We start from the raw sequence: 16,647 nt of genomic DNA on the forward strand, positions 1-16,647 counted from the left end.
TACCAAACTATCAATTTATCAAACTGCCAGATCTGTTTATTTCTATAATTAAGTGAGGTGTCTATTGATGAAGGGTTCGCTGTTATATGAAGGAAAAGCCAAGAAAGTTTATCACGTGACGGATCAGCCGGAACGTTTAATTTTATCTTATAAGAACGACGCCACCGCCTTTAACGGCAAGAAAAAAGATCAATTTGAAGGCAAAGGCCGGCTGAACAATTTGATTACCTCCCGAGTATTTGACTATTTAAAGCTGCATCACATTCCATCCCACTTTATTGAAGCGTTGAACGATACGGAACAATTAGTTGAGAAAACGACCATCATTCCTCTCGAAGTGGTTGTTCGCAACGTCGCTGCCGGCAGCATAACACGCAGGCTAGGTATCGAAGAAAAAACAACCTTCACCCCACCGATAGTCGAATTATTTTATAAAAAAGATGAACTGGATGATCCGATCATTAACGACGTTCACGCTTATCACCTGACAGATGTCAGCGAACAGGAATTAACCCGCATCAAAGAAATGGCCCTTACGATCAATGAACATTTAATCGAATTATTTAAACAGGCTGGGCTGCAGCTTGTTGATTTTAAACTGGAATTCGGACGCTTAAAAGACGGAACGATTGTCCTGGCTGACGAAATATCACCAGATACATGCCGTCTTTGGGATTTAGAGAGCGGACAAAAACTGGATAAGGATGTCTTCCGCGAGGGTATTGGAGACCTGATTGAAACGTACGAACTCATATTACAACGACTGGAGGAAAACACATGCGCAAAGTAAAGATCTACATCACATTAAAAGAAGGGGTTCTTGATCCCCAGGGTAAAGCAGTACAGAACTCCCTTCATTCCCTGGAGTATAAAAACGTCAGCGAGGTACGTGTTGGCAAGTATATGGAAGTTATGATGGAAGACACGAACGACATTGAAAAGCAGGTAGATAAGATGTGCGATCAATTGCTTGCGAACCCAGTCATTGAAAATTACACCTACACGATCGAGGAGGTTGTCTAAGTGAAATTTGCTGTCGTCGTATTTCCAGGCTCCAACTGTGACCGTGATATGTACTTCGCTGTTAAAGACGCCCTCGGAGAAGAAGCAGATCTTGTCTGGTATCAGGAAGCGGATTTGAGCTCGTATGATGCCGTTCTTCTACCTGGCGGATTCTCTTATGGAGATTATTTGCGCTCAGGAGCCATCGCTTCTACTTCGGATGTGATCAGTCAGATCCGTGAAGCAGCGGAAGTGGGGAAACCGGTACTTGGTGTCTGTAACGGATTCCAGATTCTGCTTGAGATGGGGCTTTTGCCAGGAGCTATGCTATCCAATAAGCATCTGAAGTTCATGTGCCATTTCGAAACATTGAATGTGGAAAATGCGGAAACCATGTTTACCCGTGAGTATGAACCACAGGAAAAAATCAGCATCCCGATTGCTCATGGTGACGGGAACTATTATTGTGATGAAGCCACTTATCAGGAGCTGAAAGATAATCGCCAGATTGCTTTCACATATGAGAACAACCCCAACGGATCCGTAGGTAACATCGCCGGGATTACAAACAAAGCAGGTAATGTGCTTGGCATGATGCCTCACCCGGAACGAGCGGTGGAAGCTCTCGTTGGAAATGAAGACGGACTGCGTTTGTTCCAGTCTATTTTGACACATTGGAGGAATAACCATGCCATCAAAGCTTGAAATCAGCCCGGAACAGATTGAACAGCAAAAGCTTTACAGTGAAATGGGCCTGCGGGATGAAGAATATGCTTCCATTAAAGATATTCTCGGCCGCCGTCCAAATTATACAGAAACCGGTCTATTCTCTGTTATGTGGTCGGAACATTGCAGTTATAAAAACTCCAAACCGCTTCTAAGGAAATTTCCAACAGAAGGGCCGCAAGTCCTTCAAGGTCCAGGAGAGGGAGCTGGCATCATCGATATTGGCGATGAGCAGGCGGTGGTTTTCAAAATTGAAAGCCATAATCACCCATCTGCTGTAGAGCCTTACCAGGGAGCAGCGACAGGCGTGGGCGGAATTTTAAGAGACGTCTTCTCTATGGGCGCACGCCCGATTGCTTTACTCAATTCCCTTCGATTTGGATCGCTGAAACAGCCTCGCGTTAAGTATTTGTTCGAAGAAGTAGTTCGCGGGATCGCGGGCTACGGCAACTGTGTCGGCGTCCCGACAGTAGGAGGCGAGGTCCAGTTCGACAATGCCTACAATGGCAACCCGCTTGTTAACGCCATGTGTGTCGGATTGATCGAGCACAAGGATATTCAAAAAGGAATTGCTGCCGGGATCGGCAATACCGTTATGTACGTTGGAGCTAAAACCGGTCGTGATGGTATTCACGGCGCAACGTTTGCCTCCGAAGAGCTCTCCGAGGAATCCGAAGAGAAGCGTCCTTCGGTGCAGGTCGGTGACCCGTTTATGGAAAAACTCCTCATTGAAGCTTGTCTGGATGTTATCCAGCACGAAGCTCTTGTAGGTATTCAGGATATGGGCGCTGCCGGTCTCACTTCCTCAGCCAGTGAAATGGCCAGTAAAGCCGGAACGGGCATGACGATGAACCTTGATTTAATCCCTCAGCGCGAACTAGACATGACACCTTATGAAATGATGTTGTCTGAGTCTCAGGAACGCATGCTGCTTGTTGTGGAAAAAGGACGTGAAGAAGAAATCGCACAAGTCTTCCGTAAATATGATCTGGAAGCTGTGGCAGTGGGAGAAGTTACGGATACGAAGCGCTTCCGTCTCGAGCATCGAGGAGAGATGGTGGCGGATGTACCGGTGGACAGTCTGGCGGAGGACGCTCCCGTCTATCATCAGCCTTCTGCGATTCCGGCTTACTATAACGATTTTCAGGCAATGGAGCCTTACGTCCCAACCGTAACGGACCATAGGTACACCCTTCACAATCTTTTAAGTCAGCCGACCATTGCCAGTAAAGAATGGGTCTATGACCAGTATGATTCCATGGTCCAGACGAACACCGTCGTATCTCCAGGTTCAGATGCAGCCGTGTTACGTGTGCGGGGTACCGATAAAGCTCTTGCCATGACGACCGACTGTAACTCCCGCTATATCTATGTGGACCCGGAAGTCGGAGGCAAGATTGCTGTTGCGGAAGCAGCCCGGAATATTGTCTGCTCCGGCGGACGACCGCTTGGACTTACGGACGGTTTGAACTTCGGATCTCCGGAAAACCCGGAAATCTTCTGGCAAATGGAAAAGAGTGTGGAGGGGATGAGCGCGGCCTGCAATGAACTGAGTACACCGGTCATCAGCGGCAATGTTTCCTTATATAACGAATCATTTGGAGGTCAGGCCGTTTACCCTACTCCCGTTGTCGGGATGGTTGGATTAATTGAGCATACCGAACAGATTACCACTTCCCATATGAAACAAGCCGGTGATTTGATCTATCTCATTGGAGAAACGAAAGCTGAATTCGGTGGAAGCGAGCTGCAGGGATTGCTGGAAGACCGCCACTTCGGAGCTGCTCCGGCCATCGATTTACAAATAGAAGCACAGCGTCAGAACCAGGTGTTGACGGCGATTCGTTCCGGTCTCGTTCAGTCGGCTCACGATCTTGCAGAAGGCGGACTTGGAGTCGCTCTGGCCGAGAGCTTATTTGATCAGGAATTAGGCTGTGAAGTGACCATTGACGGTGACCCAACTACCGCTTTATTCTCAGAAACCCAATCCCGTTTCCTTCTGTCGGTCAGACCGGAAGATCGGGAAGCTTTTGAAAAATTGGTCCCTGAAGGCCGTGTTATCGGAAATGTTAAAGGGGACGGGGTGTATCGTATCCTGTCGAACGATCAAGTCATTTTGGAAGATCAGACAACGAAGCTTAAACATACGTGGAAAGGAGCGATCCCATGCCTGGTGAAATCAAAGGTTTAAACGAAGAATGTGGTATTTTCGGCGTGTGGGGGCATCCTGATTCTGCCCAGCTGACGTATTATGGGCTGCATGCTTTGCAGCACCGCGGTCAGGAAGGCGCAGGGATTGTCACAACAGACGGGAAGCAAATGAAGCTCCATAAAGGACACGGGTTGATCAATGAGGTCTTCTCCCAGAATCAGCTCCAGGAATTAAAAGGTCATGCCTCTGCTGGACACGTCCGTTATGCGACAGCAGGCGACGGCGGTTACGAAAATATTCAGCCGCTGGTCTTCCGGTCTCAGACGGGAAGTCTTGCTCTTGCTCATAACGGTAATTTGGTAAACGCCCATGCGCTAAAAAGCCAATTGGAAGGTCAGGGAAGTATTCTTACAACTACCTCTGACACAGAGGTGGTGGCCCACTTAATTAAACGAGCACGCTATCTGCCTCTTGATGAAGCCATTATGGAGGCACTATCCATGATTAAGGGAGCCTATGCTTTCTTATTAATGACAGAAGATCAAATGTTTGTCGCAAATGATCCGAGAGGGCTCCGCCCGATTAGTCTTGGCCAAATGGGCGACGCCTGGGTGGTTTCTTCTGAAACATGTGGGTTCGATGTGATCGGAGCCACACACGAACGCGAAGTGAAGCCTGGCGAACTTGTGGTCATTTCGAATGAGGGAGTAGAAGCGAAACGTTACGCTTCGCCGATCCAGCGAACGCTTTGCTCGATGGAATATGTCTACTTTTCAAGACCGGACAGCAACCTGGACGGAAAAAATGTGCACGCGTCCCGGAAGCGGATGGGGAAAGCGCTCGCTAAAGAAGCACCAGTGGAAGCGGATGTAGTCACCGGAGTGCCGGATTCAAGCATCTCAGCGGCTATCGGCTATGCGGAGGAATCAGGAATTCCTTATGAACTTGGACTCATCAAGAACCGTTACGTTGGCCGCACATTTATCCAGCCTTCTCAGGAACTCCGTGAGCAAGGGGTGAAAATGAAACTGTCAGCCGTCCGAGGTATTGTAGAAGGAAAACGAGTGGTTATGGTCGATGACTCCATCGTGCGCGGAACAACCAGCCGGCGCATTGTCCAAATGCTCAAAGATGCGGGTGCCAGTGAGGTTCATGTGCGCATCGCTTCTCCTCCGATCAAAAACCCTTGTTATTACGGGATTGATACGGCGAACAGTGGTGAACTGATTGCCTCTAACCGCTCGGTGGAAGAAATTGAAGAGCAGATCGGCGCCGACAGTTTGACTTTCCTTAGTCCTGATGGTCTGAACGAAGCCATCTATCAAGGAGAAGAATCGATCGAACACGGAGGGTGCATGGCCTGCTTCACGGGCAATTATCCGACAGAGATTTATCCGAATACCGCACATCCGTATGAAAAGCTGTAGAGAAATGGGGGAACCTCGATGAGTGAATCGTATAAACAGGCCGGTGTAGACGTGGAAGCTGGCTATCAATCCGTCGAGCGCATGAAAAAACATGTGCAGCGAACGATGCGTAAAGAAGTGATTGGAGGCCTTGGTGCTTTTGCTGGGCTGTTTGATATTAGTGAAATGAAGTATGAGCAACCGGTTCTCGTCACAGGTACGGATGGCGTAGGCACGAAGCTGAAACTAGCCTTTGAAATGAATAAACATGATACGATCGGGGTGGATGTGGTTGCGATGTGTGTGAACGATATTGCGGCACAGGGAGCAGACCCTCTTTTATTCTTAGATTACATCGCCTGTGGAAAAAATGAACCAGCGCGTATCGAACAGATCGTCAAAGGAATTGCGGATGGCTGTGAACAGTCGGGAGCGGCTCTTATCGGCGGAGAAACGGCCGAAATGCCTGGCATGTACGAGCTGGATGAATACGACCTGGCCGGTTTTGTCGTAGGGATGGCCGATAAGAAACAGCTGGTGACCGGGGAATCGATTCAAGCAGGAGACGTGCTTATTGGTCTATCGTCATCAGGTGTGCATTCTAACGGCTTTTCTTTAGTTCGAAAAATTATCGAATCAAGTGAGCTGCAGCTGGACGAAGTGTATCCTGAATTCCAGCGCCCGCTTGGAGAAGAGCTTCTTACACCGACACGGATTTACGTCCCGGCGATTCAGCGGTTAAAACAGGCTGTCACCATTAAGGGTATTGCTCATATTACAGGCGGCGGTTTTTATGAGAATATTCCGCGCGCGCTGCCTGAAGGACTCGGGGCACAGGTGGATCGGACAAGCTGGTCAGCTCCTTCCATTTTCTCTTTCTTAAAGCATCAAGGAAACCTATCCGAAGAGGACATGTTCGGTGTGTTTAACATGGGTATCGGAATGGTTACGGTTGTGTCGAAAGAACATAAGGAAGCGGCACTTGCTGCTTTACAGGAAGCTGGGGAGACACCGGTGGTTATCGGGCAGGTTACAGATGAGGAAGGAATTCACTGGTTATGAGAAATATAGCGATTTTTGCCTCAGGCGCAGGCTCGAATTTCGATGCCATCGTTCAAGCCGTTGAAAGAGGAGATCTTGAAGCAAACATTTCTCTTTTGATCTGTGATCGTGTCGGGGCTCCCGTGATCGAAAAAGCCCAGCGTCATGATATTGATACCGTCGTGTTTACACCGAAAGTGTATAAAAATAAAGCGGCCTACGAAGCAGCTCTTCTTGAAGACTGCCGCTCAAGAAATATCGATTACATCGTGCTGGCTGGATACATGAGGCTGCTTGGCCCTACGCTGCTTAAACCTTATCAGAACCGAATCGTAAACATTCATCCCTCTCTGCTGCCGGCCTTTCCAGGAAAAGATGCGATTGGTCAGGCACTTGATAAAAAAGTGAAAGTTACCGGTGTGACCGTGCATTTTGTAGATGACGGCATGGACACCGGACCGATTATCGATCAAGAAGCTATCCGTATTAAAGAGGACGATACCGAAGAAGATGTGAAACAAAAAATTCAGGCGGTCGAACATCGCCTGTACCCGGAAGTTATTCAGTCTTTACTGGTCAAGGAGGAATCGAAATGAAGAAACGCGCCTTACTCAGCGTATCAAATAAACAAGGATTAACAGAATTTGCGAAGCAGCTGCATGAACTAGACTACGAACTAATCTCGACCGGCGGGACGAAGCGAACGATCGAAGAAGCAGGTATTCCGGTGTTGTCGATTTCTGAAATAACCGATTTCCCTGAAATCATGGATGGGCGCGTCAAAACTCTTCATCCGGCCGTACATGGCGGTCTCTTAGCCAAGCGCGGCAATGACGACCACATGCAGCAGCTGGATGAACTGAATATCCAGACGATTGATCTAGTGGCCGTTAATTTATATCCATTTAAAGATACGATCGCGAAGCCTGGCGTAACAGAAGCGGACGCTATTGAAAATGTAGATATCGGCGGACCGACGATGCTGCGGGCAGCAGCAAAGAGTTTTGAAGATGTAGCGGTTGTCGTGGATCCGGCTGACTATGATGAAGTAATCGCCGGGTTACAAGATGAAATAACTTATGAAAAACGCCGGAACCTTGCGGCGAAGGTTTTCCGCCATACGGCTAATTATGATGCCATGATTGCGGAGTATTTTTCCACTAAGACGGAAGAAGCTTACCCGGAAACGTACACAGCTACGTATGAGAAAGTACAATCCTTACGATATGGAGAGAACCCTCACCAATCAGCAAGCTTTTATAAAAAAGCGAATTATGAAGGTGCCTCTCTTGCTCAGGCTGAACAACTGAACGGCAAAGAGCTATCTTATAACAATATTCAGGATGCTAATGCAGCGCTTGAAGTCGTACTTGAATTTGAACAGCCGGCCGCGGTTGCTGTGAAACATATGAATCCGTGCGGTGTAGGCGTGGGTGAAAACATATATGAGGCGTACGTTAAGGCCTACGAAGGAGATCCTGTCTCCATTTTCGGTGGTATTGTAGCTTTGAACCGTGAAGTGGACGAGGCCACAGCAGCAAAATTAAAAGAGATTTTCCTAGAAATTATTATTGCACCTTCCTTCAGTCAGGAAGCTCTGGACCTTCTGACGAAAAAGAAAAATCTGCGCCTGCTTACCGTTGATATGAAAAAGGCAGAGCAGCAGACGCACAAGCTGACAAGTGTAAGTGGAGGTCTGCTTGTTCAGGATACCGATGAAGGTTCTGTTGATGTAACGGAGCTTGAAGTAGCGACCAGCCGGAAGCCGACCGATCAGGAGCTTCATGATTTGAAGCTTGGCTGGAAAGTGGTGAAGCATGTGAAATCGAATGCGATAGTCATTGCTAAAGGCGACCGTACACTGGGTGTCGGTGCGGGTCAAATGAACCGTGTAGGTGCTGCGAAAATTGCTCTTGAGCAGGCGGGTGAGCAAGCGAAAGGAAGCATTATGGCTTCTGACGCCTTCTTCCCGATGCCGGATACGGTCGAAGCAGCAGCTGAAGCTGGTGTTACAGCGATCATCCAGCCGGGTGGTTCGAAGCGTGACCAGGATTCGATTGATGCCTGCGATAAGCACGGCATCGCCATGGTATTTACTAGAATGCGTCATTTCAAACATTAGAGGAAGAGGTGGACAGGCATGAAAATCATGGTCATCGGACGCGGTGGAAGAGAACACAGCCTCATTCAGAAGTTTGCCGAAAGCGAACAGGCAACGATGGTTTATGCCGTACCTGGAAATGCTGGTATGGAAGAATTGGCTGAGCGTGTAGCTATACCGGAAACCGATCAGGAGGAGTTAGTTCGTTTTGCTAAAGAATGCAACGTTGACCTCACAGTGGTCGGTCCTGAAAATCCGTTGCTTGAAGGGATCGTCGATGCCTTTCAGGAAGCAGGCTTAAAGGTTTTCGGACCTAATCAACAAGCCGCGCTGATTGAAGGAAGCAAACATTTCGCGAAACAGATCATGGAGCAGTATGAGATTCCTACCGCTTCCTATCAGGCCTTCACGGAAGCTGAGCCTGCCGTTGCATATATTAAAGAAAAAGGCGCACCGATTGTCGTAAAAGCAGATGGTCTCGCTGCTGGTAAAGGGGTGGTCGTGGCAGAAACGGAAGATCAGGCGATCGAAGCGGTAGAAGAGATGCTTGACGGCCAGTTTGGCGAAGCCAGTGAAGAAATTGTGGTAGAGGAATTTTTGCAGGGGAAAGAGTTTTCCTTAATGGCTTTCGTCCAGGGTGAAAATGTGTACCCAATGATTCCTGCAAGAGATCATAAGCGGGCATTCGATGGTGATCAAGGCCCGAATACAGGCGGAATGGGGGCTTATGCTCCGGTACCTGAATTAGAAGAGGGAGCGTATCAGACGGCGGTTTCTTCTATACTCGAGCCGGCAGCGCGGGCTCTTGTCAAAGAGGGACGTTCTTTTACCGGCATTTTATACGCCGGCTTAATTGAAAGTCCCGAGGGGCCAAAAGTGATCGAGTTCAACGCGCGCTTTGGAGATCCCGAGACGCAGGTCGTTCTGCCGCTGCTTGAAAATGATCTTGTGCAAGTGATACTGGATGTTCTGGAAGGCAAGGACCCTGAACTTACCTGGTCAAAAGAGGTTTGTGCAGGGGTGGTCGTCGCTTCGAGCGGATATCCGGGGGGATATGAGAAAGGACGGCCGTTACCTGTATTAAAAGCACACGATCAGGCGTTTACGGTTCACGCCGGTACGGAAAAGGACGAGGAAGGCTATGTATCCAGCGGCGGGCGTGTCCTGCTTGCAGGTGCTAAAGATAAGAATCTTGCCCGGGCGCTGGATGGCGTTTATGATTATTTGACCTGTTTCGAAGGGTTCTCTGATTTTTTCTATCGCCGTGACATCGGACATTCATCGATTTCTTCGACGGAGACCTAAATAAAATAGGGCGGCGATCGAACCGATGATCGTGATGACAACGAATCCGACGTCTGTTAAATATTCCATAAAGTCCATTGATTTCATCCTTTATAAGAAGGACGGGGAGTGCCCCGTCCTTTTTTTATTTCGGGATTAACCCGATTTCATCATCATTAACTGCTGAACTGGTTTAAATTCTGCTGCCATCCTTGTTCAATACCGTCTGTTTCCTCAGCCATTTCTTCAAAAGCTGCCGTTAACGGGCAGTAGCGGACAATACCTTCTGCTACTTTCATTGATGCGAGGATAACAAGCATAGGATGGACTTCTCTTGTCTTATTTGCTCGAATGGTCAGTAACGTCAGCATGCTTAATCCAGCTGTAATACGAACCATTGAGTTTATGATGCCAATGTTTGGCTTCATGGTCGGCTTCCTCCTTACCACATAAAGACTTCCTGTGTTACCATAGTACATATTGACTCGATAGGAGGACGCTCCATGAATGAAACACGATTCCGTTGGCGTAACCGGCAGCTGCGTGAACACGCAAGCGTCATGGATGGTACGCATGCGCCAACCAAATTAATTAAACATACCACTTATTTAAACGTATATTTAAAACAATGGATGACTGGACATATATGGTTGTACGAAGACCGCATCATTTATACCGGTTCGGAGCTTCCTGCCAATCTAGAAGGAACAGAAATCATTAATGGAAAGGACAGTTACATTGTCCCGGGGTATATTGAACCCCACGCCCATCCTTTTCAATTATATAATCCCCGAAGCTTAGCGGAATATGCAGCGCGCACAGGTACCACATCATTAATCAACGATAATCTCATGTGGCTTTTTTTAACAAAAAAAGAGAAAGCGTTTTCGCTGCTTGAAGAATTCATGGATTTACCGGCTACGATGTACTGGTGGGCACGCTTCGATCCCCAGTCTGTCTTAAGGCACGAAGAACGAGAAGCCTTCGACGAGCAAGTTGTGTCCTGGATTGAACACGATGCTGTCATACAGGGCGGCGAACTCACGGCCTGGACGGACGTCTTATATAATGGCGACGAACAAATCCTGCACTGGATGCAGGAGACGAAACGCGCCCGCAAGCCGCTTGAAGCCCACTTACCAGGAGCCAGCGAAAAAACGCTCGTGAAAATGCGTCTGTTAGGCATGGATTCAGAACACGAATCCATGAACGCCGATGATGTGATTAAGCGGCTTTCGGTCGGTTATCAGACAGGAATCCGCTATTCGTCTATACGACCGGACCTTCCGGAGATTTTTAAAGGTCTGAAGGAAAAGAATCATACACACTATGATCACCTGATGTACACCACCGATGGGTCAACGCCTGGTTTTTATCGTGAAGGACTGATCAATATGTGCATACGGCTTGCCATAGAGGCCGGAGTGCCCGTTATTGATGCTTACATGATGGCTACCTATCAGCCGGCACGTCACTTTAATATTGAAAACCGGGTAGGAAGTATTAATTCCGGACGCGTGGCTCACTTGAACTTTTTGACAGATCCCAAGGATCCGACTCCGCATTCCGTGATTGCTAAAGGGGAGTGGGTCAAGCGCGATGGAGAAGACATCAAACCGGAGAACACCATCCAGTGGAAAAAGAATGGCATTGATCATTTAAATCTTGATTGGGAAATGAACGAGCAGGACATGCAGTTCTCCATGCCGATTGGAATGAAGATGATTAATGACGTTATTATGAAACCTTATGCGATTGATATTGATGCATCTACATCACAGCTTCCAGACGATACAGATGAAGCCTTTCTCATGCTCATGGACCGGGAGGGTAAATGGACCGTAAACACCCTGCTCAAAGGATTCACGGATTCCCTGGGGGCTCTTGCAAGCTCATACTCCAACACGGGAGACCTTATCCTGATCGGGAAATCGCGTGCGGATATTGAAAAAGCATTTTCCCGAATGAAAGAAATCGGCGGTGGAATCGTTCTCGTGGATCAAGGAAAGGTTGTTTTTGAATTACCTCTTCCGCTTGGCGGGATCATGTCTGATCTGCCGCTTGAGGATTTAATGCAGGAAGAAAGCAAACTGAAGGAATATTTGAAGGAGTACGGTTTTTCATTTTCCGATCCTGTGTACACACTGCTTTTCTTATCTTCTATGCATTTGCCCTATATACGAATCACACCGCTTGGTATCATGGACGTGAAAAAGAAAGAAGTACTCTATCCTTCCATCATGAGATAGTATAGAATGATATGAAAAAAATGATGAGGGAAGTGCGAGATGAGAAGGTTAACCTGGATGCTGCTGTTTGGTTGTGTGCTGATGCCTCTTCAGGCCTGTGCGGGCGAGGCTCCTCAGGCGCCGTCTCCTTCACCAGAATCCCCTGATGGGGTTTCTACAGAAAACGAGACGCTTGAAGATGATGAGGATGTTTTTCCATTAACCGGAGAACCTGCGGAGGACAGGGTTGATCATCGGGTGGTTTCTGTGATGATTAATAATCATACAAAAGCCCGGCCACAATCCGGCTTAAGCGAGGCAGATATCGTCTTCGAAGTGTTGGCAGAGGCTCAGATCACCCGTTTTTTAGCTTTATTTCATAGTCAACTACCTGATACAATAGGACCAGTGAGAAGTGCCAGACCGTATTTTAATGAGCTGGCTTCTGGATTCGACGCACTGTATGTGTACCACGGAGCTTCTACAGCGATCAACCGTCACGTCGCTGAAAGCGGTCTCCCTTACTTGGACGCAGCAGGCTATGATAACAACGGCTGGCTGTTTGAACGGTCCACTGGGAGAAAAGCTCCCCACAATTCCTATTTGCTGACGCAGGGTATTGAGCGGTTTATGAAAGAAAAGGAATACACAAACCCGGATCGCATCGAGGCGTTACCTTTTGAAAAAGAAAACAGGGAAAGCGCAGAAGGTACGTCCATTGATAAAGTAAAAGTTATTTACTCCGAGCGCCCTGAAGAAACCGTTACTTATTCATTTCGAGAAGCGGACGGAGACTTCGAGCGTTCGAGCGACGGAAAGCCCTCAGTCGATCACGAGAACGGCGAGCGGTTAGCTGTGGATAACGTTTGGATTGTTGAAACAAGACATACCATTATAGATTCACAAGGCCGGAGGGCGATAGATTTAACTTCCGGCGGAAACGGGTATCTATTACGAAAAGGGAAAATAATAGAGGCAGAATGGAAAAATGTGAACGGGCGGATCCTGCCTTATCGAGATGGACGTCCCATTCGCTTCACCCCGGGCAAAACCTGGGTGAATATTATCCCTGAACAAGCTAGAATAGAAACCACATATAGAAAGTAACCAAGGAGGAATCTTGACACATGCAGATTGATAAATTACGCGGGAAGACGCTGGATCAATTGTTCGAAGCGATTCTTTCTCTGCAGAATGTGGAAGAATGTTACGAGTTTTTTGATGACCTGGCGACAATGAATGAGGTTCAATCCCTGGCTCAGCGCCTGGAAGTTGCTCGTATGCTTAGAGATGGATATACGTATCATAAGATCGAAACGGAAACAGGTGCGTCCACGGCGACCATTTCACGTGTGAAGCGCTGTTTGAACTACGGAAATGACGCCTATACCCAGGCGCTTGATCGTGTTCAGGAGAAGAAAACGGAATAAATCAGCAGGAGCAGTCCAATTCGTATATTAAGTTGGGCTGTTTTTTTGTATGGGCGGGTTTAGACAACCTTGATGATTTTCATAAAAGGGTTATTATCCTATAGGTTTGGATTGTGTAAGGCTCAATTTCGAGATATTGGTTTACCGTGAAGGTCCTGCGGGGGATGATTCGCTTTCCGCGGGCATGTGCTAAGCCTCCTCAGTCTTCGACTTCCGGGGTCTCACCGATCATGTTTATCCCGCAGGAGTCTTCATCATCCCCTCCGGACCTTGCTGAAATGAGAGGCTCGAAACATTGGCAAAAATCACTTGGATAGGAAATATAAAAATCATGCCATGAGTTTCTGTTTTCTCTAGGTTTTGTTAGAAAAGGCCTGATACCACTGGATTTAGAAAGGATCACGTCCAACACCTTCACTTCTAAAGAAGGGGTCCGTTCCCCCATAGGAAAGCGAGTTATTTCCCCACCAGCCCTCTTCCGCATAGAGTAACGGACCCGAGTTATCTCGAAACTGAGTCTTAAACAAACGGGAGTTTTACTGGAAGGGTGGAAGTTCGACTAAGAGCGCCGCGTCGTGTGGCAACGTCGAACGACCCTGTGTCATGCAGGGACGAAAAATTTTGAATATATAATGATAGGAGTGTAGGGGATGAAGGCTGTGTTTGTGGATAAGTGGAACAATGAATATATACCGAATCGAACGGAGTGGAAGCCGGAAGAAGGTATATTCCGTATAAAGCCGTATCCGGTGAAATTCCCAATGAACCAAATTAAAGAGAGACAGGCAACTATGTGGCGCTATCAGGAAGCTCTGCCTTTTGAGAACACAGATACATATACCTCGATAACCATGGGAGAAGGGATGACGCCTCTCGTCCCTCTCGACGCTGATCATCCAAACCTTTTGATGAAAATGGACTACCTCATGCCGACAGGTTCTTTTAAAGACCGTGGGGCTGCGGTTTTAATCGCAAAAGCGAAAGAACTCGGTGTATCCTCTCTCATTGCCGACAGCAGCGGGAATGCCGGAACAGCTATTGCCGCGTACAGTGCTAGAGCCGGTATAAGATGCCATATCTATGTGCCAGATTCCACTTCTGAGAAAAAACTCGCCCAGATCGAAGCCCACGGGGCTCATATCCATAAGATTCCCGGGTCACGTGAGGATACGGCCCAGGCAGCTAAAAAGGCAGTGGAGAAAGAAAACCTCTATTACGCAAGTCACGTGTACAATCCATTTTTCTATGAAGGTACGAAAACATTTGCTTTTGAAGTCTGGGAGCAGCTGGGGGAACAGGTGCCGGATTCCCTCATTCTTCCGGTCGGGAATGGGACACTTCTGCTCGGAGCCTATATTGGATTTCAGAATTTAAAAGAGGCCGGCGTCATCAACCGGATCCCAAGAATAATTGGTGTCCAGTCCGAGGCATGTGCGCCGATTGCCCGTGCTTTTACAAACGGTGAGCCTGTGAGCCAGGCAGAAAACAGTGGCACTCTGGCCGAAGGGATTGCCATTGCTGATCCCATGCGCGGGCCAGAGATTATAGAAGCGGTTAAAGATACGAAGGGCACCATAGTGACAGCGCCTGAGGAGGGCATAACGTCTGCAGGAGAAGAACTAGCCGGCAAAGGTTTCTATGTAGAGCCGACAACCGCTGCTACGTACGCGGCTTATCAGCAGCATAAAGCAGAAATGGTCCATCCCGATGAAACGGTTGTGATGGTGCTGTGCGGATCAGGGTTTAAGAAATAGCTTCTAAGCAGGGCGGGACAGGCATAGGCTAGAAGAAACCTGTCCAAAAAGGGGATTTTTATGATGAAATCCTTATTGAAAAAAGGCCTGATGATCCTGTTAGGAAGCTTATTTATTTCGCTTGGTATCAACTTTTTCCTCATGCCGGATCATGTGCTTGATGGGGGGATGATCGGACTTGGTCTGATTGCCAATTACGTGTGGGGCTTGAAAGTCGGTTTCACCATCATATTGTGCAGTATCCCGATTTTTACTATAGCCTGGTTCAGGTACCGCGCCTATTTTTATAACAGTCTTCATGGACTGCTCATCTCCTCTTTTTTCATTGATGTTCTTCATGGGCTCAGAGCCTATCACCTGCCGCTTGATCCGGCGCTCAGTTCCATCGTAGGCGGTGCGTTCGTAGGGGGAGGGATCGGACTGATGCTCCGGCATAAGACAAGCACCGGAGGAACGGACCTCCTTGCCCAGATGATTGCGGATATCTCGCGAATGAACGTCGGTTTTGTGATATTCTTTATCGATCTTATGATCATTGGGATAAGCGGCTATGTCTTCTCCATGGAAACGCTGCTGCTATCCACCATCACTATATTAAGCGTGGGTCTGGTGACGATGCTGTGCACGTCATCACGTTTTTTTCCGAGTCGTTCAATTTTTGATTGAACGGCTTTTTTGTTCGGGTTAAAAAGTCCATCCATACGGAGGTATGCCCTCTTAAGCCGGCAGACATAAAACATTCGTTAATTTATCTCCCTTATCCATTCAACCCAGTAAGCAAAGTTTGCTATAATAAGTGAATGGACAAAAGTTTTTTTGGAGGACGGAAATGAACAAACTGAGCGAGTGGAAGCATGTCTTCAAGCTGGATCCGCAAAAGACGTTGTCGGATCATGACCTGCAATTGATCTTGGAATCAGGTACGGATGCTGTGATTATCGGAGGCACGGACGGTGTAACCTTTGAAAATGTGAGTGATTTGTTTGACCGTGTCCAGCCCTATGACGTGCCGTGTCTGTTGGAAGTTTCAGATATAGAAGTAATTGCTCCTGAGTTTGATGGGTATCTCATTCCAATGGTGCTGAACAGCCGTGAGAAAAAGTGGATGCTCGATATTCATCATCAAGCGGTGAAGGAGTATGGCGACATAATGGATTGGGAGCAGATGGTGGTTGAAGGCTATTGCGTCTTAAATGAAGAAGCTAAAGTGTTCAAACATGCCGAATGTTATCTTCCTGATGAAGATGATGTTCTCGCCTATGCAAGGATGGCTGAACATATGTTTCATTTGCCGGTTTTTTACTTAGAATACAGCGGCACTTACGGAGATCCTGAGCTTGTTAAAAAGATAACCAATGAATTACAACATACAACAGTCGTTTACGGCGGCGGTATCAGGTCCAGCGAGCAGGCAGAAGAAATGAGTGCCTGTGCGGACGTGATCGTTGTCGGAAACGTACTTTACGAAGACCTTGACGCTGCCTTAAAGACCGTCAGCGCAGCCAAGAATTCTAATTTTTGAT

General features: G+C 47.7%; 17 protein-coding genes. 15 read left to right on the forward strand and 2 right to left on the reverse strand.

Going from position 1 to position 16,647, the window contains the following annotated elements:
- Positions 1 to 67: 67 nt before the first annotated feature.
- Genes purC through purD form a run of 9 tightly spaced genes read left to right on the forward strand, consistent with a single transcriptional unit; the run spans position 68 to position 9,733 of the window.
- Positions 68 to 790: a phosphoribosylaminoimidazolesuccinocarboxamide synthase gene (purC, locus tag ACTWP7_RS00180; RefSeq protein ID WP_014641867.1), complete on the forward strand. Its 723-nt coding sequence runs from the start codon at positions 68 to 70 to the stop codon at positions 788 to 790.
- Positions 778 to 1,023 (forward strand): phosphoribosylformylglycinamidine synthase subunit PurS, encoded by a 246-nt coding sequence (gene purS, locus ACTWP7_RS00185; RefSeq protein WP_014641868.1) that lies wholly within the window; start codon positions 778 to 780, stop codon positions 1,021 to 1,023. The genes purC and purS overlap by 13 nt, the downstream gene beginning before the upstream one ends.
- Positions 1,024 to 1,707: a phosphoribosylformylglycinamidine synthase subunit PurQ gene (gene purQ, locus ACTWP7_RS00190; RefSeq protein WP_443121518.1), complete on the forward strand. Its 684-nt coding sequence runs from the start codon at positions 1,024 to 1,026 to the stop codon at positions 1,705 to 1,707.
- Positions 1,691 to 3,919 carry a phosphoribosylformylglycinamidine synthase subunit PurL gene (gene purL, locus ACTWP7_RS00195; RefSeq protein WP_443121519.1) on the forward strand — a complete coding sequence of 743 codons (2,229 nt, stop codon included), beginning with the start codon at positions 1,691 to 1,693 and terminating at the stop codon, positions 3,917 to 3,919. Before purQ ends, purL begins: the two co-directional genes overlap by 17 nt.
- Positions 3,895 to 5,307 carry an amidophosphoribosyltransferase gene (gene purF, locus ACTWP7_RS00200; RefSeq protein WP_443121520.1) on the forward strand — a complete coding sequence of 471 codons (1,413 nt, stop codon included), beginning with the start codon at positions 3,895 to 3,897 and terminating at the stop codon, positions 5,305 to 5,307. The genes purL and purF overlap by 25 nt, the downstream gene beginning before the upstream one ends.
- Before the next feature lie 18 nt (positions 5,308 to 5,325).
- Complete coding sequence (gene purM, locus ACTWP7_RS00205; RefSeq protein ID WP_443121521.1) at positions 5,326 to 6,348, forward strand: phosphoribosylformylglycinamidine cyclo-ligase; 1,023 nt, start codon at positions 5,326 to 5,328, stop codon at positions 6,346 to 6,348.
- Complete coding sequence (purN, locus tag ACTWP7_RS00210; RefSeq protein ID WP_443121522.1) at positions 6,345 to 6,923, forward strand: phosphoribosylglycinamide formyltransferase; 579 nt, start codon at positions 6,345 to 6,347, stop codon at positions 6,921 to 6,923. The genes purM and purN overlap by 4 nt, the downstream gene beginning before the upstream one ends.
- Positions 6,920 to 8,449, forward strand: a complete 1,530-nt coding sequence (purH, locus tag ACTWP7_RS00215; RefSeq protein ID WP_443121523.1) for a bifunctional phosphoribosylaminoimidazolecarboxamide formyltransferase/IMP cyclohydrolase — start codon at positions 6,920 to 6,922, stop codon at positions 8,447 to 8,449. Before purN ends, purH begins: the two co-directional genes overlap by 4 nt.
- A gap of 18 nt (positions 8,450 to 8,467) precedes the next feature.
- Entirely contained in the window at positions 8,468 to 9,733 is a 1,266-nt protein-coding gene (purD, locus tag ACTWP7_RS00220) for a phosphoribosylamine--glycine ligase (RefSeq protein ID WP_443121524.1), read from the forward strand.
- Here the strand turns inward: purD and ACTWP7_RS00225 are convergent.
- Positions 9,707 to 9,820, reverse strand: coding sequence for an EYxxD motif small membrane protein (locus ACTWP7_RS00225; RefSeq protein WP_443121525.1), 114 nt, complete (start codon positions 9,818 to 9,820; stop codon positions 9,707 to 9,709). The two genes, purD and ACTWP7_RS00225, sit on opposite strands and share 27 nt — an antisense overlap.
- A 68-nt stretch (positions 9,821 to 9,888) precedes the next feature.
- Positions 9,889 to 10,140: a YgaP family membrane protein gene (locus tag ACTWP7_RS00230; RefSeq protein WP_443121526.1), complete on the reverse strand. Its 252-nt coding sequence runs from the start codon at positions 10,138 to 10,140 to the stop codon at positions 9,889 to 9,891.
- 75 nt (positions 10,141 to 10,215) lie between these two features.
- On the opposite strand from ACTWP7_RS00230, the gene ACTWP7_RS00235 reads away from it, so the two are divergent.
- The 6 genes from ACTWP7_RS00235 to ACTWP7_RS00260 all read left to right on the forward strand — a co-directional run bounded on the left by ACTWP7_RS00235 (position 10,216) and on the right by ACTWP7_RS00260 (position 16,646).
- Entirely contained in the window at positions 10,216 to 11,961 is a 1,746-nt protein-coding gene (locus tag ACTWP7_RS00235; RefSeq protein ID WP_443121527.1) for an adenine deaminase C-terminal domain-containing protein, read from the forward strand.
- A 39-nt stretch (positions 11,962 to 12,000) separates the two neighbouring features.
- On the forward strand, positions 12,001 to 13,047 hold the full coding sequence (locus ACTWP7_RS00240) for a DUF3048 domain-containing protein (RefSeq protein WP_443121528.1): 1,047 nt from the start codon (positions 12,001 to 12,003) through the stop codon (positions 13,045 to 13,047).
- Positions 13,048 to 13,067: 20 nt separating this feature from the next.
- Positions 13,068 to 13,370 (forward strand): YerC/YecD family TrpR-related protein, encoded by a 303-nt coding sequence (locus ACTWP7_RS00245; protein WP_014641879.1) that lies wholly within the window; start codon positions 13,068 to 13,070, stop codon positions 13,368 to 13,370.
- A 650-nt stretch (positions 13,371 to 14,020) separates the two neighbouring features.
- Positions 14,021 to 15,124: a threonine synthase gene (thrC, locus tag ACTWP7_RS00250; protein WP_443121529.1), complete on the forward strand. Its 1,104-nt coding sequence runs from the start codon at positions 14,021 to 14,023 to the stop codon at positions 15,122 to 15,124.
- A 60-nt stretch (positions 15,125 to 15,184) separates the two neighbouring features.
- On the forward strand, positions 15,185 to 15,790 hold the full coding sequence (locus tag ACTWP7_RS00255; RefSeq protein ID WP_443121530.1) for a YitT family protein: 606 nt from the start codon (positions 15,185 to 15,187) through the stop codon (positions 15,788 to 15,790).
- Positions 15,791 to 15,953: 163 nt separating this feature from the next.
- Positions 15,954 to 16,646: a heptaprenylglyceryl phosphate synthase gene (locus tag ACTWP7_RS00260; protein ID WP_443121531.1), complete on the forward strand. Its 693-nt coding sequence runs from the start codon at positions 15,954 to 15,956 to the stop codon at positions 16,644 to 16,646.
- Position 16,647: the final 1 nt, after the last annotated feature.

Source organism: Halobacillus sp. B29 (assembly GCF_052246755.1).
Lineage (GTDB): Bacteria > Bacillota > Bacilli > Bacillales > Halobacillaceae > Halobacillus > Halobacillus halophilus.

Bases quoted from the DNA above. Each gene is read 5' to 3' on its own strand.
- purC (WP_014641867.1), top strand. From the start codon at position 68: ATGAAGGGTTCGCTGTTATATGAAGGAAAAGCCAAGAAAGTTTATCAC.
- purS (WP_014641868.1), top strand. From the start codon at position 778: ATGCGCAAAGTAAAGATCTACATCACATTAAAAGAAGGGGTTCTTGAT.
- purL (WP_443121519.1), top strand. From the start codon at position 1,691: ATGCCATCAAAGCTTGAAATCAGCCCGGAACAGATTGAACAGCAAAAG.
- purF (WP_443121520.1), top strand. From the start codon at position 3,895: ATGCCTGGTGAAATCAAAGGTTTAAACGAAGAATGTGGTATTTTCGGC.
- purM (WP_443121521.1), top strand. From the start codon at position 5,326: ATGAGTGAATCGTATAAACAGGCCGGTGTAGACGTGGAAGCTGGCTAT.
- purN (WP_443121522.1), top strand. From the start codon at position 6,345: ATGAGAAATATAGCGATTTTTGCCTCAGGCGCAGGCTCGAATTTCGAT.
- purH (WP_443121523.1), top strand. From the start codon at position 6,920: ATGAAGAAACGCGCCTTACTCAGCGTATCAAATAAACAAGGATTAACA.
- purD (WP_443121524.1), top strand. From the start codon at position 8,468: ATGAAAATCATGGTCATCGGACGCGGTGGAAGAGAACACAGCCTCATT.
- ACTWP7_RS00225 (WP_443121525.1), bottom strand. From the start codon at position 9,820: ATGAAATCAATGGACTTTATGGAATATTTAACAGACGTCGGATTCGTT.
- ACTWP7_RS00230 (WP_443121526.1), bottom strand. From the start codon at position 10,140: ATGAAGCCAAACATTGGCATCATAAACTCAATGGTTCGTATTACAGCT.
- ACTWP7_RS00235 (WP_443121527.1), top strand. From the start codon at position 10,216: ATGAATGAAACACGATTCCGTTGGCGTAACCGGCAGCTGCGTGAACAC.
- ACTWP7_RS00240 (WP_443121528.1), top strand. From the start codon at position 12,001: ATGAGAAGGTTAACCTGGATGCTGCTGTTTGGTTGTGTGCTGATGCCT.
- ACTWP7_RS00245 (WP_014641879.1), top strand. From the start codon at position 13,068: ATGCAGATTGATAAATTACGCGGGAAGACGCTGGATCAATTGTTCGAA.
- thrC (WP_443121529.1), top strand. From the start codon at position 14,021: ATGAAGGCTGTGTTTGTGGATAAGTGGAACAATGAATATATACCGAAT.
- ACTWP7_RS00255 (WP_443121530.1), top strand. From the start codon at position 15,185: ATGATGAAATCCTTATTGAAAAAAGGCCTGATGATCCTGTTAGGAAGC.
- ACTWP7_RS00260 (WP_443121531.1), top strand. From the start codon at position 15,954: ATGAACAAACTGAGCGAGTGGAAGCATGTCTTCAAGCTGGATCCGCAA.